The organism is Limnobacter sp. (assembly GCF_036846585.1).
Taxonomy (GTDB): Bacteria; Pseudomonadota; Gammaproteobacteria; order Burkholderiales; family Burkholderiaceae_B; genus Limnobacter.
In genome coordinates, this window is the sequence record NZ_DAIUBR010000036.1 from 1 (window position 1) to 20,216 (window position 20,216).

Annotated in this window: 21 protein-coding genes; 5 read left to right on the plus strand and 16 right to left on the minus strand. The window is 52.8% G+C overall.

Annotated features, from left to right (window positions below; translation table 11 throughout):
• The 3 genes from V7028_RS13345 to V7028_RS13355 form a co-directional block, all read right to left on the minus strand.
• The coding region (locus tag V7028_RS13345) for a lyase family protein (protein WP_334120575.1) at positions 1-289 on the minus strand (289 nt) is incomplete at its 3' end.
• 162 nt (positions 290-451) lie between these two features.
• Complete coding sequence (locus tag V7028_RS13350; protein ID WP_334120576.1) at positions 452-1,363, minus strand: LysR substrate-binding domain-containing protein; 912 nt, start codon at positions 1,361-1,363, stop codon at positions 452-454.
• Positions 1,344-3,182 (minus strand): ABCB family ABC transporter ATP-binding protein/permease, encoded by a 1,839-nt coding sequence (locus V7028_RS13355; protein ID WP_334120577.1) that lies wholly within the window; start codon positions 3,180-3,182, stop codon positions 1,344-1,346. Before V7028_RS13355 ends, V7028_RS13350 begins: the two co-directional genes overlap by 20 nt.
• An 82-nt stretch (positions 3,183-3,264) precedes the next feature.
• Between V7028_RS13355 and V7028_RS13360 the strand changes: the two genes are divergently transcribed.
• Complete coding sequence (locus tag V7028_RS13360; protein ID WP_334120578.1) at positions 3,265-4,083, plus strand: SDR family oxidoreductase; 819 nt, start codon at positions 3,265-3,267, stop codon at positions 4,081-4,083.
• Between the two features lie 16 nt (positions 4,084-4,099).
• Here the strand turns inward: V7028_RS13360 and V7028_RS13365 are convergent, their stop codons facing one another.
• Positions 4,100-4,498, minus strand: a complete 399-nt coding sequence (locus V7028_RS13365; RefSeq protein WP_334120579.1) for a hypothetical protein — start codon at positions 4,496-4,498, stop codon at positions 4,100-4,102.
• Positions 4,499-4,652: 154 nt separating this feature from the next.
• Here V7028_RS13365 and V7028_RS13370 point away from each other — a divergent pair, with 154 nt between their 5' ends.
• Complete coding sequence (locus V7028_RS13370; RefSeq protein ID WP_334120580.1) at positions 4,653-5,057, plus strand: acyl-CoA thioesterase; 405 nt, start codon at positions 4,653-4,655, stop codon at positions 5,055-5,057.
• A 12-nt stretch (positions 5,058-5,069) separates the two neighbouring features.
• On the opposite strand, the gene V7028_RS13375 is transcribed toward V7028_RS13370, so the two are convergent.
• From V7028_RS13375 to V7028_RS13420, 10 genes are all read right to left on the minus strand, one after another.
• The gene (locus tag V7028_RS13375; RefSeq protein ID WP_334120581.1) at positions 5,070-5,945 is read right to left on the minus strand and encodes a GntR family transcriptional regulator; all 876 of its coding nucleotides are present in this window, start codon (positions 5,943-5,945) and stop codon (positions 5,070-5,072) included.
• A gap of 136 nt (positions 5,946-6,081) precedes the next feature.
• Positions 6,082-7,584, minus strand: coding sequence for a tripartite tricarboxylate transporter permease (locus V7028_RS13380; protein WP_334120582.1), 1,503 nt, complete (start codon positions 7,582-7,584; stop codon positions 6,082-6,084).
• A gap of 2 nt (positions 7,585-7,586) precedes the next feature.
• Positions 7,587-8,039, minus strand: coding sequence for a tripartite tricarboxylate transporter TctB family protein (locus tag V7028_RS13385; RefSeq protein WP_334120583.1), 453 nt, complete (start codon positions 8,037-8,039; stop codon positions 7,587-7,589).
• A gap of 20 nt (positions 8,040-8,059) precedes the next feature.
• Entirely contained in the window at positions 8,060-8,989 is a 930-nt protein-coding gene (locus V7028_RS13390; protein WP_442918745.1) for a tripartite tricarboxylate transporter substrate binding protein BugD, read from the minus strand.
• A gap of 423 nt (positions 8,990-9,412) precedes the next feature.
• Positions 9,413-9,700, minus strand: a complete 288-nt coding sequence (locus tag V7028_RS13395; RefSeq protein WP_334120585.1) for a hypothetical protein — start codon at positions 9,698-9,700, stop codon at positions 9,413-9,415.
• A gap of 84 nt (positions 9,701-9,784) precedes the next feature.
• Positions 9,785-10,030, minus strand: a complete 246-nt coding sequence (locus V7028_RS13400) for a GlsB/YeaQ/YmgE family stress response membrane protein (protein WP_334120586.1) — start codon at positions 10,028-10,030, stop codon at positions 9,785-9,787.
• A 10-nt stretch (positions 10,031-10,040) separates the two neighbouring features.
• A complete protein-coding gene (locus V7028_RS13405) occupies positions 10,041-10,301 on the minus strand; it encodes a putative signal transducing protein (protein WP_334120587.1) in 261 nt (86 codons plus the stop codon).
• Between the two features lie 66 nt (positions 10,302-10,367).
• Complete coding sequence (locus tag V7028_RS13410) at positions 10,368-11,918, minus strand: PQQ-dependent sugar dehydrogenase (RefSeq protein WP_334120588.1); 1,551 nt, start codon at positions 11,916-11,918, stop codon at positions 10,368-10,370.
• Between the two features lie 4 nt (positions 11,919-11,922).
• On the minus strand, positions 11,923-12,723 hold the full coding sequence (locus V7028_RS13415) for an acyl-CoA thioesterase (RefSeq protein ID WP_334120589.1): 801 nt from the start codon (positions 12,721-12,723) through the stop codon (positions 11,923-11,925).
• An 81-nt stretch (positions 12,724-12,804) separates the two neighbouring features.
• Complete coding sequence (locus V7028_RS13420) at positions 12,805-13,572, minus strand: enoyl-CoA hydratase (RefSeq protein ID WP_334120590.1); 768 nt, start codon at positions 13,570-13,572, stop codon at positions 12,805-12,807.
• Positions 13,573-13,781: 209 nt separating this feature from the next.
• Between V7028_RS13420 and V7028_RS13425 the strand changes: the two genes are divergently transcribed.
• The 3 genes from V7028_RS13425 (at position 13,782) to V7028_RS13435 (ending at position 16,453) form a co-directional block, all read left to right on the plus strand.
• The gene (locus tag V7028_RS13425) at positions 13,782-14,198 is read left to right on the plus strand and encodes a PAAR domain-containing protein (protein WP_334120591.1); all 417 of its coding nucleotides are present in this window, start codon (positions 13,782-13,784) and stop codon (positions 14,196-14,198) included.
• Positions 14,199-14,318: 120 nt separating this feature from the next.
• Complete coding sequence (locus tag V7028_RS13430; protein WP_334120592.1) at positions 14,319-15,659, plus strand: hypothetical protein; 1,341 nt, start codon at positions 14,319-14,321, stop codon at positions 15,657-15,659.
• Entirely contained in the window at positions 15,656-16,453 is a 798-nt protein-coding gene (locus V7028_RS13435; protein WP_334120593.1) for a hypothetical protein, read from the plus strand. The genes V7028_RS13430 and V7028_RS13435 overlap by 4 nt, the downstream gene beginning before the upstream one ends.
• 73 nt (positions 16,454-16,526) lie before the next feature.
• Here the strand turns inward: V7028_RS13435 and V7028_RS13440 are convergent, their stop codons facing one another.
• Both V7028_RS13440 and V7028_RS13445 read right to left on the minus strand, forming a co-directional pair.
• A complete protein-coding gene (locus V7028_RS13440) occupies positions 16,527-17,726 on the minus strand; it encodes an acetyl-CoA C-acyltransferase (RefSeq protein ID WP_334120594.1) in 1,200 nt (399 codons plus the stop codon).
• Positions 17,727-17,737: 11 nt separating this feature from the next.
• Positions 17,738-20,143 (minus strand): 3-hydroxyacyl-CoA dehydrogenase/enoyl-CoA hydratase family protein, encoded by a 2,406-nt coding sequence (locus V7028_RS13445; RefSeq protein WP_334120595.1) that lies wholly within the window; start codon positions 20,141-20,143, stop codon positions 17,738-17,740.
• Positions 20,144-20,216: the final 73 nt, after the last annotated feature.

A 20,216-nucleotide genomic window follows, 5' to 3' on the forward strand; every position in this document is an offset into this window, starting at 1 on the left:
CCACAAACTGATCGTGCAGCTTGCCAGTACGGATTTCCTTGCAAGCCTGGGTAATGGCTTTCGCCAGTTCAGGAGAAACCGTATCCAGGTCAGCGTTGGCCTTGGTTGCCGCCCACTTGACGGCCGCCAGGGCATTGATCAGTTCAGGGGCATGATAAAGAGCAAAACCGGTGATTTGATAATTATCCAGGGCACGACTGGTGTGAACCCCCCAGTAAGCGTCTGCGGGGATCTTCTTCTCGCCGAGAAGATCTTTTTCCACGCGGTGCTCCGAGTGCAGCTTAACCATGTCTTCCCCTGACGAATTTCGAATGTGCGCCATGCTAAATTGTTAGTGTCCGGCGTTCCAATACTTAATCAGCATTAAACCATGCATTTCCCGCATATCCAAAGAGACCCTAATAAGGGTTATCCACAAGGAGTGATGCCATCCCCCGACAGCAAAGCCGCTTCAGTCCGGCCAATAGTGCCACACCAGATCAACATGATCCTGCCCTGCCCCTGTATCACGAGCCCTTTGAGTGCGACGATACAAACGAATTTCCATGTCAGTAAAGTAAGGTCCGGGAATTTTGCACAAACTGCCCCCTGGCATGACAGCACTTTCTGGCAACCAAGCCACACCCAAGCCTGCCTCGCACATTGATTTCAGGCTTTCAGACATGTCCGTTTCATACAGCGATTTTTTCAGAAACAGGGGGCCCGACTCCATGGCAATGTCGGTCATTTTTGACAGGTACGCATGCTTGGAATAGGACAGAAAAGGCACTGGCAAAGGTGCCAACGCGTCAAGCGCATACAAGGGCCTCCCATCGTCGTTTAACGCACTGTAGGGTGCAAAACGCTCGGTGCCCAACACCCGAACCTCAAACTTGCCGGGATCAAGTTCAATCGGTTCTCGACTGTGGTGGTAGCAGACCAGGAAATCGCTTGCCCCATCGGTGAAGTACAGCACTGCATCGTGCACATTGCTGGCAGTGAGCTGAAAGCTGAGGTCGGGCAAGCGGTCGGCAAGCCTGGCCTTCAAGCTACTGACCCAATGGGGTGCCCGGCTGCACGCCAGCGTGTGGGGCACCACCAGCCGAATGGACTGCCTGCTTTGCAAACTGCCGCCCCGCACAATAGTGCGGGCCTGGCGAATCTGTTCCAGCATGGTTAATGCCTGTTCGTAGAACACCTCGCCTTGCGCGCTCAGGCGCGTGGGGTAGGAACCACGATCAATCAGCTCACAACCCAGCCACCCCTCAAGCGCCTGAATGCGCCGCGAAAAAGCAGGTTGCGTTACACACCGCAAGTTGGCCGCTTTTGAGAAGTTCTTAGTTTGAGCCAGCGTAATAAAATCTTCAAGCCATTTGGTTTCCATGGGCAGACGCGTTGGGTTGACTATGCTGTTGAATCAGCCACATTCGGGCGTATTCACCATTCTTGTCAAGTAGTGATTCATGGCTGCCACTCTCGATAACCTCACCCTGATTAATCACAAGAATTTGATGGGCATGCACAACCGTGCTTAAACGGTGAGCAATAATCAAGGTGGTGCGATTGCGGGAGAGCATTTGCAGCTCGGCCTGAATGGCCCGCTCAGACCTGGAATCAAGCGCTGAAGTGGCTTCGTCAAACACAAGAATGGCAGGGTTCTTCAAAATGGTTCGGGCAATCGCTACGCGCTGCTTTTCACCCCCGGAAAGTTTCAGCCCACGCTCACCCACCTGCGTGCCGTAACCATCGGGCTGGTTCACAATGAATTCATGAATGTGCGCCGCCTTGGCTGCAGCTTCAATTTCAGCCTGCGTGGCATCGGGACGCCCATAGGCGATGTTGTAGGCAATGCTGTCGTTGAACAGCACCGTGTCTTGCGGCACGATGCCGATGTTCTTGCGCAAGGAGATTTGCGCCACGTCCCGAATGTCTTGCCCGTCAATCAGAATGGCGCCATCTGTCACCTCATAGAAGCGATACAGCAAACGAGACAAGGTAGATTTTCCGGCACCGCTGTGCCCAACCACCGCCACAGTGTGACCTGCAGGCACGGTGAACGACATGTTTTTCAACACCCTGCGGCGCTCGTCGTATGCAAAATTCACGTTGCGAAACTCAATTGCACCGCCATTGACCTGCAAATCAGGGGCACCGGGTTTGTCTTTCACTTCCAGGTGTTCACCCATCAAACCAAACATGCGTTCAATATCGGCCAGGCTTTGCTTGATCTCGCGGTAAATCACGCCCAGAAAGTTCAGGGGTATGTACAGTTGAATCATGAAGGCGTTGACCAGCACCAGGTCGCCCAAGGTCATGGTGCCGTCAAGCACACCGGCAGTGGCACGCCACAACACCAGGGTAACCGCGATGGCAATGATCGCGCTTTGCCCGGTGTTCAGCAAGGTGAGGGATTTTTGCGAGCGTATGGCCGCTTCCTGCCAGGCCATCATGCTTTTGTTGTAGCGCTTCGATTCAAAGGCCTCGTTTCCGAAATACTTCACGGTTTCGTAGTTGATCAGCGAATCCACTGCCCGCACATTGGCCTTGGAATCCAGGTCGTTCATGGTGCGGCGAAAGTGCAGCCGCCACTCGGTAATTTTCACGGTGAAGAAAATGTAGAGCGAGAGCGCCACCGCCGTGATGGCAGAAAACCAGATGTCGTAATTGAAAAACAGGTAACCCACCACCAGCACAATTTCAATGAGCGTGGGCAAAATGCTGTACAGGGTGTAGCTGACCAGGCTTGAAATGGCGCGCGAACCGCGTTCAATATCGCGGGTAACTCCGCCGGTTTGCCTGTTCAGGTGGAAGCGCAGTGACAAGGCATGCAGGTAATCAAAAACCTGAATGGCGATGGCCCGCACCGCATTCTGGGTGACGCGGGCAAACAGGAATTCCCGCAGTTCGGTGAATACCGTTGTGGACAGCCGCAAGGCACCATAGGCCACCAACAGCGCAACCGGCATGGAGGCCGCCGCCAGCAGGGCATTGCTTTGCAGCAGCGGCGTCAGCGCGTCAATGATTTCCTTGAGCAACAGCGGCACACCCACGTTGGCCACCTTGGCCAACACCAGGCACGCGATGGCAAACACCACCCGCCACTTGTATTCCCACAGGTAGGGCAACAGTTGGGCAACAGTGCCCCAGTCGCTTCGTTTTCGAGGTCTTGGCGGGGCGGATTCCACCGGTGAGCTTCTGCGCATGCGATACTTCTCGGTACAAAAAAGAGGCGATGGTAAATGCTACCACCCGCCTTGCCAAACACAACACGGGAGACAGAACCAAATGGCAAGTATTCAAAACAAAGTGATCGTGATCACTGGCTCATCCGAAGGCATTGGCGCGGCTTTGGCAATCAAGCTGGCACCTGGCAACAAATTGGTGCTGGCAGCACGCCGCCTGGACAAATTGCAGGAAGTGGCCGGGCAAGTGCAGGCTGCTGGCGGCCAAGCCCATTGTGTGGCCTGTGACGTGACCGAGCAAACCCAGTGCGAGAACCTTGTTGAAGAGGCGGTGAAGGCCTTTGGCGGAATCGACATGATTGTGAACAATGCTGGTGTTTCCATGCACGCGTGGTTCGAAGACATCACCGACCTGGGCACCTTTGAGCGCCTGTTCCGCGTCAATGTGATGAGCATGGTCTGGATTACCCACAAAGCCCTGCCGCACATCAAGAAGGCGAAAGGGTTGATCGTTGGCGTTTCAAGCCTGGCAGGAAAAACCGGCGTGCCCGCCCGCACCACCTACTGCACCAGCAAGTTTGCAATGAGCGGCTTCATGGAAGCCCTTCGTATTGAACTGATGGGCACAGGCGTGGACGTGTGTGCCATTTTCCCGGGTGTTGTGGACACCGAAATTCGCCGCAACGGCCTGAACCCGGCCGGGGAGCGAGCAGGGGTATCCGGCCTTCGGGAAAAAGGTGCCATGAGCGTGGAACAATGCGTGGACGAAATGGTGGCAGCCATGGAAGAACGCAAGCGGGAATGGGTGATGACTGCCAAGGGACGCCTGGGCCTGAAACTGAAGCCGCTCCTGCCCAGCCTGATCGACAAGATGGCCAAAGACGCCCTGGACGACGAACACGGCGGAAAAAAAACCGCCTGATTCAAGGCGAGAAGGTTCAGGCGCCGAACACGAACACCGCCTGAACCACGGCACCCAACACGGTCAACGCCAACACAATTCCCAACACTGACAGCGCTTTGCGATTTGCTTCAATTTGAGCCACCAACTGGGCATTCTGCTTGGCGAGTTCTTTGACGACCTCCGTGGACTGTACCATTTCGACCTGCAATTCAGCGATTGCATGTTCAGCCCTATTCAGTTGCTGCTGCAGCTGCTCGACCGTGGCTGAGTCATTGCCAACCATCACGTCAGTCACGTCGCTTTCGCCTTCCATTGACTGCTTTCTGGATACACTGTTCCACAGCTTCACAGCCCCGTCGGCCACCTTTGGTGCGTTTTTGATTACTTCGCCCCAAGGCACCATTTGCAACATTGCAACCCACCCCACTGCCATGGCCCGACCTCCACAATCTGTACGTTCAACGATCTTTGATTATCGCGCCTTTCGGTGAACTGCGTTTGTAGCAAGCCCCTAGAATGAAATGCAGACTCTAGCCGCCCGGCGTTACAATCGCTGTTCAAACCACAACACGCACACACACCTATTCATGAAAACACCTGACCCCATCCTCTTGCCTGTAGACCGCGAACCTGTCATTCGTGTCATTCCCATGCCACGCGACTCCAACGCCTCTGGCGACGTATTCGGTGGCTGGATCATGGCGCAGGTCGACCTGGCAGGCTCCGTGGCCGCTACGGCACACGCCAGGGGCCGCATTGTGACCGTGGCGGTGAATGAGTTCGTTTTCAAGGAACCGGTTTTTGTAGGCGATCTGTGCAGCTTTTACGCCGAGGTGGTGAAGGTGGGAAGAACGTCCATGCAAATTTATGTGGAGGTGTTTGCGCAACGCCGCCTGCAACCTGACGATGTGGCCAAGGTCACTGAAGCGTATGTCACCTACGTTGCCGTGGATGAGAACAGGAATTCCCGCCCGGTTGAACCGCTGAAGTAATTTTGCGGCAAACTAGAAATGACTGAGGTCTTGTTGATGCATCTCGAATGCAAACTCGACCTCGTTCACGTGCTGCCAGGAACTTTGCCCCTTGGCTTGCTTGCGCGAAAGTTCGATCCGGTAATCGTAACGGTCTGGGCGATACAAGCCCTTCAAAACCTGCACCGGCCTGCCGTTTTCATCGTAAGCAACACGCGAAATGGCCAGCAAAGGTGCGCCCACTGGCACCCCCAAGGCATACGCCACCGAGGCATCGGCAAGCCGTGCTGAGATGGTTTGGCGCGCCTTGGCCACTTTCACGCCCGCTTCTTCAAGCAACACGAGAATTGGAAACTCGCGCAGCCTGCGACGGCAAATTCGGCCCGACAAATCTTGTGGAATATAGCTTGTCAGGTGGGCCACGGGTTGACCATCCAGTTGACGAATCCGAATCAGTTTTTCAACAATCGCATCGCTGGGCAAGTGCAACAATGTGGCAATGTCGGGCGGGGGAAGAATTCGCTTGGAGGTAATTAATTGCAGGTCGGAGGAGTCCCCACTGGCTTGAAGGCGCATGGCCGAGGCACTAAGCAGCTGGCTTTGGCCAATTGACGAACTGCGCGACTCCGTTCGAGGCTTTACAAACGTGCCTTTACCGCGCCCCCTGGCCACCAGACCTTCTTTTACAAGATCTTGCAGTGCACGCCGCATGGTGACCCGCGACACATTGAACTGTTCAGCCAGCACCAATTCACCAGGAAGCGGCCTTGCATCATAGTGACCTTCAATAATGCGTTCACGCAAGATCAAATAAATTTGGTGATACAAGGGCACAACCTGATTCGGATCAAGCTTGCTGTCCCCGAAATTTGATTCTTCTGGCGACACTGAGGGAAACTGACTGTCCATTCTTGCTATCCAACCGCTACTGAGCTACTGCGTGGATAATACAACACAATGCAACACAATTCATACCACAACAAAAAGGGCTGCTGAAACATTAATCTCAGCAGCCCCACAGGCAGTTCTCAGTCAAGCGACAACTTTACTCTTCGTGAAAAGCCTCTTCACGCTTTTTCTGAATTGAAGGCAAGAACACCACAATCAGTGCGAGGGTAGCGATTGCCAACATCGTTGCGCTGATGGGTCGAGTCACCAACACGGTGAAATCGCCGCGAGACAGCAACAAAGTCCTGCGCAGGTACTCTTCCATCATGGGGCCAAGAATGAAACCCAGCAAAAGCGGTGCAGGTTCACATTTCAGCTTGGAGAAGATATAACCCAGCACACCAAACCCGGCCAACAGATAGATGTCAAACACCTTGTTGCCCAGGCTGAATGCGCCAATGCAGCAAAACACCAGAATGGCCGGATACAGGAAGTGGTACGGCACCGAGATCATTTTGACCCAAATGCCGATCAAGGGCAGATTCAGAACCACAAGAAACAGGTTGCCGATCCACATGGACACGATAATGCCCCAGAACAAGGTTGGCTGTTCGGTCATGACCGCTGGCCCCGGCGTAATACCCTGAATGATCATGGCACCGATCATCAAAGCCATCACTGGGTTGGATGGAATACCCAAGGTCAACAACGGGATGAATGACGTTTGTGCACCTGCATTGTTGGCAGATTCCGGACCAGCCACTCCCTCGATCGCACCCTTTCCGAACTGCTCAGGCGTTTTCGAAATTTTCTTCTCGATTGAATAAGAAGCAAATGAGGCCAGCATGGCTCCGCCGCCTGGCAAGATACCCAACAATGAACCCAAACCTGTGCCACGAACAATTGGCCAGGCCATGCGTTTGAAATCTTCCTTGCTGGGCATCAAACCCTGCACTTTGGCGACCATTGCAGAACGAAGATGCTCTTCTTCCAGGTTTTTGATAATTTCGCCCAGACCAAACATGCCCATGGCCAAAATTACGAAGTTAATGCCTTCGGCCATGTAGGGTGTTTCGAAAGTGTAGCGTTCAAGCCCGGAGTTCACGTCGGTGCCAGCCATGCCCAAAAGCAGGCCCAACACGATCATGCCAAACGCCTGCAACAGCGAACCGCTGGCCAACACAACAGAAGCGACCAGACCAACAACCATCAGCGAGAAATATTCTGCTGCACCAAACTGCAGTGCGATGTCTGCCAATGGTGGAGCAAATAGCGCCAACAGCAAGGTGGCCGCAGTGCCCGCAACGAACGAGCCAATGGCCGCTGTGGCAAGTGCCTTGCCTGCCCTGCCCTGTTTGGCCATTTGATAACCATCCAGTGCAGTGACCACTGACGACGACTCTCCCGGCAAATTCACGAGAATGGCCGTGGTAGACCCGCCATATTGCGCACCGTAATAAATACCGGAAAGCATGATGAGCGATGAAACCGGTGGCAAGCCGAAAGTGATGGGCAACAGCATCGCAATAGTTGCTGTGGGGCCCAAACCGGGCAACACGCCAATGGCAGTTCCCAAAAACACCCCGATCAAACAGAAGAACAGGTTGTTCAGCGTAAATGCCGTTTCCAGGCCCAGAGATAAATTAGCTAGAAGTTCCATAATTACATTCCAAACCAAGACCCGAAGATGGGCAGTGGAATTCCCAAACCTTTGACAAACAACAGGCTACAAAAAATTGATGAAGCAAGTGCAATGACAAGAGTCAACTTCCAGTTGAAAAACTTACTTGCCGCAGCAGAAATACCGAACACCAATACCACCGCTATGGCAAATCCAGCGCCATCAACCACCAAAGCAAACGCAAGGATTGAGACGGTTACATAAAGAATTTTTGAAACGGCGAACCCTTGCAGTGGTTCACCATGAACAATGAAAGAACGGATCAGCGAAATTGAACCGATCAACATAAGCAGGCCGCTTAGTACAATGGGGAAGTAGCCGGGGCCCATGCTTACAGCAGTACCCATTTCATAATCCCTTGCCATGTACAAAGCTGCTGCACCTACGATGAAGTACAGCAGCCCAGCCCAAAAGTCACGTAAATCTTTTGGCATTTTTAAATCTCGGTAGTAAATCAGTCAGCGTACTGACCCGCTTTGTCAATAATGGGCTTCCAGCGTGCAATTTCTGAATCCAGATGCTTGCGATGCGCTTCAGGGGTGGCCAATTCGGCAGAAACAGGTTCTGTACCCAGTTCTGCAAAACGAGACACTACCGAAGGATCTTTCAGCGCAACGTTCAACGCTTTGTTCAAACGATCAACGATGGGCTTTGGTGTGCCTTTGGGGGCATACAAACCGTGCCAAACGCCCACTTCAAAACCAGGCAGACCGGATTTATCGAGCGTGGGCAGATCAGGCAAAGAGGCCACAGACTTTTTGGTGGTAACCGCGTAGCCCTTGATTTTTCCGCCTTTGATCTGGCTTGTGGTGTTGGTGGTTTGGTCGCACATGAAATCAACCTGACCGCCCAACAAGTCGTTCATCGCAGGGCCTGTGCCCTTGTAAGGAACGGTGGTCAAATCAACACCCACGGCAGTCTGGAAAAGCATGCCACACAAGTGGGAAGCTGAACCAACGCCTGCATTGGCGTAAGTTACCTTGTCTTTGTTGGTCTTGATGTAAGCCAGGAGTTCCTGCATGTTCTTCGCCGGCATGTTGCTGCGTGCAACAATTGTCATTGGCACATCAGTTACCAAACCAATTGTTTCAAAGTCGCTGGATGCGTTGTAAGACAGCTTGCGATACAGGGAAGGTGCTGTGGACTGACCGATGTGGTGCAAGAAAATGTTGTAGCCATCCGCAGGAGAGCGTGCTGCCTTGCCTGCTGCCAGTGTGCCGCCTGCACCGCCCAGGTTCTCGACAATCACTTGCTGACCAAGGTCTTTGGACATGGACTGGGCAATCAAACGACCTACCGTGTCAGTGGGGCCACCCGCCGCAAACGGAATCAGCATGGTGATGACTTTGGATGGATATGGGTCAGCTGCCTGCACTGAACCCATCAGGCCCAACAGGGCCACTGCCAAAACGGATTTAATCGATTTTTTCACGGAACTCTCCTTGTGATTGGTATCTATCTATTGTCGACTGCCAAAGTTTTTTATTATTAAATTCCGCACAAACCAGTGCGGGTGGATGGAGTATCAGCACCCTGCATATGTGCGGCAATTGTGGTTTTCCATATACGCAGAAACCACAAGCAAACACTCTTTCAAGACAATTGAAATCAAAAATCGAACAGCAACAAATTTAACCCAAGAAAAATGATTCACAAAAAGAATTATTATTTTAATAAAAACACAACTTAAAACAACATTCTTTTCAATTTAGTTTATAAATCGATAACAATTTCATGGCGAAATTTTCCGGAAAACAAAACCGGTCTTTACGAAATTGGCGTGAAATTCGATTGAAAGCCATGTGAATTATTTTTTATCTTGCGTATTAAGCCATTCATCCAACGCTGTGGCCACCAGTAAATTGATGCCGCCCTCGTGATTCAATGCCTGCTCACGCAGACGGTTCACCAATTCGGCGGGCAGGCGATAATTCACAGAAACCAGTTTGCTGGCGGGGATAACGGCAGCGCGTTCCCGTTTGCTGGATGCGGCTTTGGAGGATTGACCAAACCGGTCAGGAAGACTTTCAGATTTCAGGGAACCATCAAGTTTTTTGGCCATATTTTTGGCCATGTCGGTGGATTTGAGCGCCATGTTGTTCCTGGGGAATTGGGCAGATCGGGAGCGAAGTATAGCGCCAAACTGCGCCCCCGAGTGAACTGGCTGTAACGCCCTGGATCAAGCCCGCTTGATGAAACGAATCAATACCAACAACACAATGGCACCAATGGTTGCCACGACAATGCTGCCAACCAATCCCCCACCGCTGGAAACACCCAGTGAGTTGAAAAGATAACCACCGACAAAGGCACCGATCACCCCAACGACCAAATCGCCCAGCAGACCAAAGCCTCCGCCTTTCACCAGCATGCCGGCCAACCAGCCGGCAACGATACCAACAAACAGAAAGACCAATAGACTCATCATTTTTCTCCTAAAAGGAAAGGGCAAACCATTTGTGCGCCGCAAAGTCAGCTGGGGAATTTTCTGTTTTTTCGTAGTCGGCAACCAATGCAGCGGCTTGATCAAAGTCTTGAGGCGACACGAACACATTCGCAAAACCAGTGGGTGAAATGTCTCCCACCGCACCTTGCAAAAAATAACCACCAACGTAAGTCTGGATTTCGCAGGCGTTAAGCATGCCCGCAACAATGTGTGCTTCGATGATGTTGCTGGCTTTGAATACGATCTTCATCGTGCCCCCTTTTGATCTTAGCCTAAACCAAATTCAGCCACACCGGTGAAATGATCGGCCACGACCTTACCGAGCCGACACCCGAAGCACCTTGCCATCGGAATTGTCGGTCAGCAAATAAATGGCGCCATCTGGCCCTGTTCGAATGTCGCGAAAGCGTTCACCCAGTTCCTTGAACAACACTTCCTCCTCCGAAGCCTTGTTGCCTTTCAACACCACGCGGCTGACTTGCTTCGCTTTCAAAGCGCCCACCAGCAAACTGCCTTTCCACTGGGGAAACATGTCGCCGGTGTACACAGTGATACCGGAAGGTGCGATGGAAGGTACCCAATAAATAGCAGGCTGTTGCGTGCCTTCGTATTCTTTGTAGGGTGAAATTTGTGCGCCGGAATAATCGATGCCGTATGTGGCCTTGGGCCAGCCGTAGTTAATACCAGGGGAAATCACATTCACTTCGTCGCCACCGCGTGGGCCGTGTTCATGGGAAATCAAGCGCTTGTTGGCAGCGTCGTAAGCCAGACCTTGCACATTTCGGTGGCCGTAGCTGTAAATTTCCGGCAGGGCACCGGGCTTGCCCACAAACGGATTGTTTTTGGGTACTGAACCATCTGCATTGATGCGGACAATTTTGCCGAAATGGTTGGACAGGTTTTGCGCTTCTTCACGATAACTGTAGCCATCGCCCAGCGTGACGATCAAGGTGTCGTCGGGCAACCAGACCATGCGGCCGCCGAAGTGGGCACTGCCTGATTTTTTCACTTGGGAACGGAATATTTCCTTGACGTTTTCCAGGCCATTGCTGCCCAGCGTGGCACTGGACACGCAGGTGTGGTTTTCACTGCGGCTGCCACAGGCGTAGCTCAGGAAAATTTGCCTGCTTTGTGCAAAGTCGGTGGCGGGCAGCACGTCGAACAAACCGGCTTGTCCACTGTAAAACACCTGCGGCACACCATTCAAGGGCTTGGTCTGCAGTTTGCCATCGGCACCAAGCAAGCGCAGGCGGCCTGGCTTTTCGGTGATCAAGGCGCGGCCATCGGGCAGAAACGCCATGGACCACGGGTTTTCAAGGCCGTCAACGAGGGTTTCAATTTTATAAGGCACGCGGCTTTGTGCAATTGCATCGCCTTGGGGCAAAGCCAGCCCGGCAGCAAGCAACAGCGCCAGCGCTGGCGTGCCCACGGCTTTGCCCGGTTTTGACAACTTGGCAAACACCAAGCCAGAAACAGCAGCAGCGGCAAGCATGGACAACATGCCCCCCGCAGTTCTGGTGGAGGCAATAAGTACTGGCATAGGTGCAAACATGTCGACCACTTTGAAAGTTACCCACAGGCCCAAGGCGGCCCCGAATGTGCACCAGAATATGCGCCATGCGGCTGCAGTGAATCGTGTAAAAAGCGATGCAACGGCCTGAGACGCCACAAAGCTGCCCCCAAAAATGACTGTGTAAACGAGCGAGAAGTTCCCGAGGTCGTGAAGACTGCTTGCAATGCGGGTTTGCAGATCAATGGCCACACCGAGGTTTTGAAGCGCCAACAGGTTGATCTGGGTTTCAACAAGGGATCCAGAAACCACGCCAACCAACATTGCGATCAGGAAGGATGCAAAGGTTGTTCGCATGCGCTCAACCATACACCGCAACCACCTGGTAACCGAGCGAGGCCAATCGACCTTCGGGTGTCCACAGCTTGGCGCTTTGATTCACATAACCATCAGCACCCGCTTTGGTTTCCATGTCGATCTGAAACCAGCCATCGCTGTTGATGTTTGCAGGCAAAGGTGGCAATTCAAGCGACCATGAAACAGAGCTTGCCATGACGGGCCCTTTGAAATGGCTTAAACACGGTGTGGGTGGGCCGTCGCTGAGCATCACGATCAACACTTCGGGGCTGAGGTTTTTGTCGAGTGCACGGATATAAATACCGCTTTCCCAAAACGGATTGCCCATGTAGGGAATGCTGCCCACAGCCCAGCGCATCTCGATGTGCTGCAAAAAGTTGGGCGTAATTTTCGGGATGAATGGCAAGGCGGGAAGCTCACCCACGGCTTTGGGCAAGGGGGTATGTTCGGGTGTCAACACCGGCAAGGCAGTTTCGCGTGGCGCACCAAATACGCCCACCACCAAACCCGCAAGGGTTTCATCGCTGTAAATTTCACACTGAACCTGGCTGACACTTTTTCCCTGCCGAAGCAGGCGCGTGCGGTACACCACATCACCGGCAGGCACTGGGCCCACGAAGTTGGTTTGCAGGGCACGCAGGGGCATGTCGATACCCAAGGTGTCGCGCATGGCCACCACGGCCAATGCGGACAGAAAGCCGCCAAACATGGTGCGGCCCTGGGTCCAGTCGTCAGTAGCGGTGAAGGTGACCGTGTCACCCTGCAATCTGCGGTTGGACAAAATTTCTGATAATGCGACGGTCATGCTGAACCTTTACGAATGGTCAAGCGTTGCAGATTAAACCAGCAGGCTTGCACCGAACTGAATTGTTGTTGTTTGTTTGGCTTACTCTTCAAACTGCTTGAAGTTGGGCACCCGTTTTTCACCAAAGGCTGCAAAGGCTTCCTGAGCGGGGGCTTGCGGAATCATGTTCATGAAAAGATGTCCTTCCTCCGCCATTTTTTCTGAAATTGCAGACTTGTTCACAGACTTCATCAAGCGCTTGGTGGTCAGCAAACTGGCAAGTGGCAAGTCGAGTAGTTTTTTCACTTGCGCCTGCACGTGGGCGCCCAGTGTTTCTGGTTCCAGCACATCGGAAACGATGCCCGTGTCATAGGCTTTCAAGGCGGTAAAAATATCGCCGAGCAGCAGCAGTTCCGCTGCTTTTTGGTAGCCTGCGGAAATGGGCAGCAACAGGCTGGATGCGGCTTCAGGACACAAGCCCAATTTTACGAAGGGCATGGAGAATTTGGCGGTGCTGGCGGCGTACACCAGGTCGCAATGCAACAACACGGTGGTTCCAATGCCAATGGCCAAACCTTGAACTTGCGCCACCACGGGCTTGGGGAACATGGAGATCATGCGCAGAAAACGAAAAACCGGTGCATCCAGTGTGATGGGGGGATTGTTCAGGAAATCGCCAAGGTCGTTGCCCGCAGAAAAACAGCCTTCATGGCCTTTGAGCAACACCACTTTGACTGCACTGCTGTGGGTGGCATCGCGAAATGCATCGGCCAGCGCGATGTACATGGCGTTGGTGAATGAGTTTTTGCGTTCTGGCCGGTTGATGGTGATGGTCATCAAGCCGCTGTTGATTTCTGTTTGAATGTCCATGTGAGTCCAAGAGGGGGTTTAGGTATCCCCACATATTACACAGACTCAACCGGAAAGTGACCGACTGGTAACAAACCCCAAGACCAAATCCGTTGCCCAAACGCTTGTGGGCTACCTTCACCCCCACTGCGAACTACGTATCCCTCGATTTGTTGAATTCGGGCACACGCTAGATACTGGCGAGCTGAGTTTAAGCACCGGGAAATATTGTGGCAGCAAGAACGTTGATTGATGGCAGGGCGCAAGTTGTGGTGGGCGATACCACCAGCCACGGCGGAAAGGTTATTTCAGGCAGCCCCACTACGTTTTTTGGCCCGGGCAATATCCCGATAGCCCGTGTTTGCGACATGACAAGCTGCCCAATTTGCAAACCTCATGTGTTCCCGATCGTGGAGGGCCACTTCATGATGACTGACAACTTCATGCAGGTTGCCTTGCACGGCCACAAAACAGCCTGTGGCGCCACATTGATAGCTTCGGCCACACCGGCCCCACCACCCTCGCCTGTTGATTACAACTCGATTGCCGATGAAACACTGAATTCCAAACCCCCAACCCCCTGGGAAGTGGAGTTTGTGGATGCCGACGGGGAACCATCCAAGGCTGGGAGAGCCCGTGAAGTTTGAGTTCAAGACGGAAACGCTTGAACAATCGTTGGATGGCCAAGGCAAGGCCAGATTTGAGAAGGCCCCACACGGTTTTGCGCAAGGTGAGCAAACTGATAGAACACCGAAGGAATAACGGAGATGGGAAATTTGAAACAATCGCCCGTGCTGGAAGTGGACGAGGACACACAGGTTACCTGCATCGACCTGCCAGGCGCGCCTATTCATTGTGTGCGCACCAAACCAAAATTGCGGGTGGTGCTGCGTAAACACAGGGATGTTGTCTTCGATATCAAGCTGGGTGGCGGCGGCACTTACACGGTTGAATCGGACAAAAGCGATTTTTACAGCGAGCGCGACGGCGCGCTGGTTCGACCCGCAAAACCGGTTCACTTTCAGGACGGGGAACGAATGCACCTGTGGGTATCGCGTACTTTTGCAGGCAAGCTGCTGTTGAAGAAAAACGGGAAGCTGATTGCGGCTTACGAACCCAACAAGATTGATCCGTTTACCTGCACTGCGCAAAACCCGGAGGGAAAGCCTGCGCCTTTGATTGTGTCGATACAAATGCCCGACAAAATGAGTATTACAGCGGCACGAGGCCAGGGTACTGTGAGCCAGGAACTACTTGATGACATGCAAACCATGCATGTGATGGAAGTTAAAAGCCAGGGTATGCAGGTACCCAAGGAAATTCTGGACTTTTTTTCATCGGGTGGAAACGAAACCGCCATTGATACCAGTGGCGTTGTGACTCGAAACTGGTTGTTGGGACAACTGGTTGGTGCAGGTGTCTACAGCTTGGAAAATCAAAAATGGATTCGTGAACTAAACGGTCAAAAGTTCTACTTGAAGAAGCGAATTCGAAAAAGTGGTGAAGCAGTGTATGACGTTATTTTCACCGGCAACCACAAGATCCGCGAACTGTTGAAAGGCACGCGCTATTTGGCAGACAACCCAGTTGTTCTGACAATCACGAATGGAGCGGGAACTGCAAATGGCATTCGACACGCAGCATGGAACGCAACCAAAAGCACCTTCACAAAACTGGGTGCGGTGGGAATCGTGTTCAGTATTTTTACCGACGTGGCCGAATGGCTTGGCGACTACGATCAAATAGACCCGGCAACGGAAAAACCAAAATCAAGCGTGCTGGATTTGATGAGCAAGGTGGGTGTAAATCTGGCTAAGGTGGGTATCACTGCTGCGCTAAGTTCGGTGGTGATGGCGGGAATAAGTTTTTTACTGGCAACCGCTTTTACCGCCGCACTGCCCATATATTTTGTTGTTGCTGGCACTATTGGGGTGGCCTTGTCTTTATCGTACGGACTTGAGGTTCTAGACAAAAAACTGGAAGTGAGCAATTTAGTCCGTAACTCCATTCAGCAACAAGCAAGCTATCTTCATAGAAAACTCCCTAAAGACTATGGTGGTTACGAATCGTTTGTTAAAAGCGATTTTGGGTGGGGAGTAGCGCCGTGAATAATTCAAAAATATTTCCCATGTACTTTGATGTACCCTGGGTTTGTCGTTATGCGATTCCCATACTCTTTTTTATATTCTGGTGTCTGGGATCGATAGCGTTGTGGATGGCCAATGAGGAATCCCTAATTTCAACGCAGCCGCTTAAAATTTACGGTGCAACAAACGCTCTAATAATCGTAATTTCTGCCACATTTAGTTACATGGCACCCGCTGTTGTTCGCCGTGTTCGACATTTTTATCTGCTATGCGGACTAGCAACCATTAGTTCACTGACGTCATGCACCGTCATAGCGGCAATCTACTTTATAGCCAAACCTGCCCAGTACGGCGCTCTTGTGTTACTAGGGGTAGTAACACTTTGGCTTACGCAAGTTTATCTAGATGCAATTAGACGAGTTAGGATAAAAAAGATCATCGAAAAAAATTACATTGAACAGGCCGACTGTTTCATATTAAAAAAACCAATCAACGAGTTCAATGGCGACGTTCATTTAACCCTCAAGCAACATGCCGAAAAAAACTGGATTTACATTTTTATCGTTTGCTGGAGTTCATATGAATTTTTTACAACCGACTTCAAGGCCAGCTTGCCGTTGGATCTTTTCAAATACTGGATATTAAATGGATTCGCATTGATCTGTGGGGTCTACGCAGCAGCCCGGCTGATCCAAGGCTTTTACCTTTGGTTTTACGTTATTTGGAAACTTGAACGGCAAACAGGAAAGAAGTTTTTATTTCCCGTTCCAGAAGGGAATACACACGGTGAAGGATCGCGTACTGCGCCTGAATGAAAAACCTGTTCAGAAAGAAAGCACAGCCTTGAATTAAACAAGACCGTGCTTTTCAATCAAACCAACACTGAAATTACACGCGCTCGAAGATGCCTGCTGCACCCATGCCGGTGCCGATACACATGGTGACCATGCCGTATTTCAGATTGTGCCTGCGCAGTGCATGCACCACGGTGGCTGCACGAATTGCACCGGTTGCACCCAGCGGGTGACCCAGGGCGATGGCGCCGCCCATGGGGTTCACCTTGGCAGGGTCAAGCTCCAGGTCTTTCATCACGGCCAGCGATTGCGCAGCAAACGCTTCATTCAATTCAAACCAGTCGATGTCGCTGGTTTTCAGACCAGCAGTTTTCAACACGGCCGGAATGGCTTCCTTGGGGCCAATGCCCATGATTTCCGGTGGTACGCCACGCACTGCAAAGCCGCGCCACTTGGCCAAGGGGGTCAGGTTGTAGCGCTTCACGGCTTCTTCAGAAGCCAGAATGAGTGCGCCTGCGCCGTCGCTCATCTGAGAGCTGTTGCCGGCCGTTACCGAGCCTTTGGCAGCAAAAACAGGTTTCAGTTTGGTGAGGCCTTCGATGGACGAATCAGCACGGGGGCCTTCGTCCAGACCGACCACGCGGCTAGCGGTTTTGATTTCGCCAGAAGCCAAATCGGGCGTGGCTTTTACCAGTGTGAAGGGTGTGATTTCATCGTTGAACTCGCCAGCCTGTTGGGCTGCGATTGCCTTTTTGTGGCTGTTCAGTGCGAACTCGTCTTGCGCATCGCGGCTGATGCCCCACTGCTGCGCAACTTTTTCGGCGGTCATGCCCATGCCATAGGCAATCCCCAGGTTTTCGTCTTTCTGGAAAATTGCGTTGTTGAAAGATGGCTTGTTACCGCTCATGGGTACCATGCTCATGCTTTCAGCGCCGGCTGCAATCATGACTTCGGCTTCGCCCATGGCAATCGCATTGGCGGCCATTGAAACTGCTGTAATGCCGGAAGCACAGAAGCGGTTGATGGTGACGCCGCCCACGGTGTTGGGCAGGCCTGCCAGCAACACGGCGATACGGGCCATGTTCATGCCCTGCTCGCCTTCGGGGAATGCGCAGCCTACGATTGCATCGTTGATGGATGCGGGGTCCAGATTAGGCACCTGGGCCATGGCGCTGGCAATGGCATGCACCAGAAGGTCATCGGGGCGGGTGTCTTTGAACACGCCACGCGGGGCCTTGCCGATCGGGGTACGCGTTGCTGCGACGATGTAAACATCTTTACAAGTTTGAGCCATGTTTGCTCTCCTTAGTTACGTACGGGTTTGCCGGTTTGCAGCATGCCCATGATTCGTTCTTGTGTTTTGGGGTTGTCGAGCAACTTGACGAAGTGCTTGCGTTCCAGATTCAGGAACCATTCTTCATCCACCAAGGAGCCCGTTTCAATTTCGCCACCACACACCACTTCGGCGATAACGCAACCCAGGTGGAAGTCGTAAGCGGAGATGAAACCACCGTCGCGCATATTCACCAACTGTGCCTTGATGGTGGCGTAACCAGATTTGCCTGCGGCAGGCACACCCTTGATTTTGTGGGGTGGGCGATAGCCGCTGTCGAACATGGCGCGTGCGCGGGAAATGGCGACATACAGCAGTTCATGGGTATTGAATACGATGGTGTCGGATTCCTTGATGAAGCCTAGTTCGCGACATTCCATGGCCGATGTACCCACCTTGGCGGTTGCGGCGGTCATGAAGCCCTCTTTCAGGAAGGCCAATACATCGGATGAACCTGCTTTTTGAGCAGCCAAACCAGCGTTAATCGCAATCTCTTTCAAGCCACCGCCGCCGGGAATCAGACCAACGCCCACTTCCACCAGGCCCATGTAGCTTTCAAGGTTGGCCACACGTGCAGCGCAGTGAATTGCGAATTCACAACCACCGCCCAAAGCCAAACCGGTTACGGCGGCCACGGTGGGAACCTGTGCGTATTTCAGTGCAGCTGTGCCTTTCTGGAATTCCGCCACCATGGGTTCGATGGCCTTGCCACCGCCCTGCATGAATGCGGGCAACATGGCCTGCAAATCGGCACCGGCTGAGAAGGGTTCATCCGGGCTCCACAGCACCAAACCTTTGTAGCTTTTCTCGGCCAGGGCAATGGCTTCATGGGTACCGGTAATTACATCGGGGCCAATGGCGTGCATTTTGGTTTTGATGGACAAAACCAATACATCGTCGTGACCCGGTGCAGTCCAAATGCGAACCGCATCGTTTTCTTTAATCGTGGTGCCGCCGTTGTGACCGGTTACGGTTGTTTCACCCAACACTTTGGCGCGGAAAACTTGGCGCTGGTACACCGGCAAATCTTTGCGTGGCACGAATGAATTGGTCGCTGGGCTGAATGCGCCGGCGGTGCTGTACACACCACCATTGTCGGCCACTTGGCCTTCAAACACCCAGGCGGGCAGCGGCGCCTTGCACAGCGCTTCGCCTGCTTCGATGTCGGCTTTCACCCACTCGGCAACCTGTTTCCAGCCTGCGGCTTGCCAGGTCTCAAAAGGACCTTCTGTCCAGCCGTAACCCCAGCGCAATGAAAAATCCACCTCACGTGCGGTGTCGGCAATGTCGTTCAGGTGGAAGGCGATGTAGTGGAATGCGTCGCGGAAAATTGCCCACAGGAATTTGGCTTGTGGGTGCTCGGAAGCGCGCAGTGCAGCCATGCGTTCGGCCACGTTGCGGTTCTTCAGAATTTTCAACACGCCTTCGTCGGCCTTGCCTTCAGAAGGCACATAGCTGCTGGAGCTCGCATCGAACACCATGATCTGTTTGCCTTCTTTCTTGAAGAAGCCGGCTTTTGTCTTTTGACCCAAGGCACCCTTTTCAACCAGTGTTTTCAACACGGCTGGTGTTACGTAGCTGGGTGCGAAGGGGTCGTTGGGCAGTGTGTTTTGCATGGTTGCAATCACGTGGCCCATGGTGTCCAGACCCACCACGTCGGCGGTGCGGAAGGTGGCTGATTTCGCACGACCCAATTTGGAACCGGTCAACTGATCCACGATATCAAACGGAATACCGTACTTCTGGGCTTCCGCCATGGTACCCAGCATGCCGGCCACACCTACGCGGTTGGCCACGAAGTTGGGCGTGTCTTTGGCGGTGATGATGCCCTTGCCCAAGGTGGTGGTCAGGAAGGTTTCCAGATTGTCGAGAATGTCCTGGCGTGTTGTTGCCAAGGGAATCAGTTCGCACAGGTGCATGTAGCGCGGTGGATTGAAAAAGTGCACGCCACAGAAGCGGCTTTTCAATTCGGCTTCGAATCCTTCGCTCAGTTTCGAGATAGACAAACCGGATGTGTTGGTCGCAAAGATTGCGTTTGCATTGATGTGCGGTGCAACCTTTTTGTACAGGTCATGTTTCCAGTCCATGCGTTCAGCAATGGCTTCAATCACCAGGTCGCAGCCCTGTAGCAACTCAAGGTGTTCTTCGTAGTTGGCGGATTGCACGTACTGTGCAACGTCTTTTGCACCAAAGGGTGCTGGCTTGAGTTTGGTCAGGTTCAGAATGGCTTTGTCGACGATGCCATTTTTGGGGCCTTCCTTGGCGGGCAGGTCAAACAGAACCACAGGCACTTTGGCATTGGCGCAGTGCGCGGCGATTTGTGCACCCATGACGCCAGCGCCGAGCACGGCGACTTTGCGAACGATGAAATTGGACACGCGTGTCTCCTTCAAGTTAATTGTTTTCAACGCCCGCAGCCACACGGGCCTGCGGGGGACTACGGGACAGGTT

What these genes read in the sequence shown, in the direction of transcription:
- V7028_RS13400 (WP_334120586.1), bottom strand. Translation starts at nt 10,030, where the DNA reads ATGAGTCTATTGGTCTTTCTGTTTGTTGGTATCGTTGCCGGCTGGTTG.
- V7028_RS13390 (WP_442918745.1), bottom strand. Translation starts at nt 8,989, where the DNA reads ATGGGTTCAGTGCAGGCAGCTGACCCATATCCATCCAAAGTCATCACC.
- V7028_RS13405 (WP_334120587.1), bottom strand. Translation starts at nt 10,301, where the DNA reads ATGAAGATCGTATTCAAAGCCAGCAACATCATCGAAGCACACATTGTT.
- V7028_RS13350 (WP_334120576.1), bottom strand. Translation starts at nt 1,363, where the DNA reads ATGGAAACCAAATGGCTTGAAGATTTTATTACGCTGGCTCAAACTAAG.
- V7028_RS13395 (WP_334120585.1), bottom strand. Translation starts at nt 9,700, where the DNA reads ATGGCGCTCAAATCCACCGACATGGCCAAAAATATGGCCAAAAAACTT.
- V7028_RS13365 (WP_334120579.1), bottom strand. Translation starts at nt 4,498, where the DNA reads ATGGCAGTGGGGTGGGTTGCAATGTTGCAAATGGTGCCTTGGGGCGAA.
- V7028_RS13355 (WP_334120577.1), bottom strand. Translation starts at nt 3,182, where the DNA reads ATGCGCAGAAGCTCACCGGTGGAATCCGCCCCGCCAAGACCTCGAAAA.
- V7028_RS13440 (WP_334120594.1), bottom strand. Translation starts at nt 17,726, where the DNA reads ATGGCTCAAACTTGTAAAGATGTTTACATCGTCGCAGCAACGCGTACC.
- V7028_RS13370 (WP_334120580.1), top strand. Translation starts at nt 4,653, where the DNA reads ATGAAAACACCTGACCCCATCCTCTTGCCTGTAGACCGCGAACCTGTC.
- V7028_RS13420 (WP_334120590.1), bottom strand. Translation starts at nt 13,572, where the DNA reads ATGGACATTCAAACAGAAATCAACAGCGGCTTGATGACCATCACCATC.
- V7028_RS13375 (WP_334120581.1), bottom strand. Translation starts at nt 5,945, where the DNA reads ATGGACAGTCAGTTTCCCTCAGTGTCGCCAGAAGAATCAAATTTCGGG.
- V7028_RS13380 (WP_334120582.1), bottom strand. Translation starts at nt 7,584, where the DNA reads ATGGAACTTCTAGCTAATTTATCTCTGGGCCTGGAAACGGCATTTACG.
- V7028_RS13360 (WP_334120578.1), top strand. Translation starts at nt 3,265, where the DNA reads ATGGCAAGTATTCAAAACAAAGTGATCGTGATCACTGGCTCATCCGAA.
- V7028_RS13415 (WP_334120589.1), bottom strand. Translation starts at nt 12,723, where the DNA reads ATGACCGTCGCATTATCAGAAATTTTGTCCAACCGCAGATTGCAGGGT.
- V7028_RS13430 (WP_334120592.1), top strand. Translation starts at nt 14,319, where the DNA reads ATGGGAAATTTGAAACAATCGCCCGTGCTGGAAGTGGACGAGGACACA.
- V7028_RS13385 (WP_334120583.1), bottom strand. Translation starts at nt 8,039, where the DNA reads ATGCCAAAAGATTTACGTGACTTTTGGGCTGGGCTGCTGTACTTCATC.
- V7028_RS13410 (WP_334120588.1), bottom strand. Translation starts at nt 11,918, where the DNA reads ATGCGAACAACCTTTGCATCCTTCCTGATCGCAATGTTGGTTGGCGTG.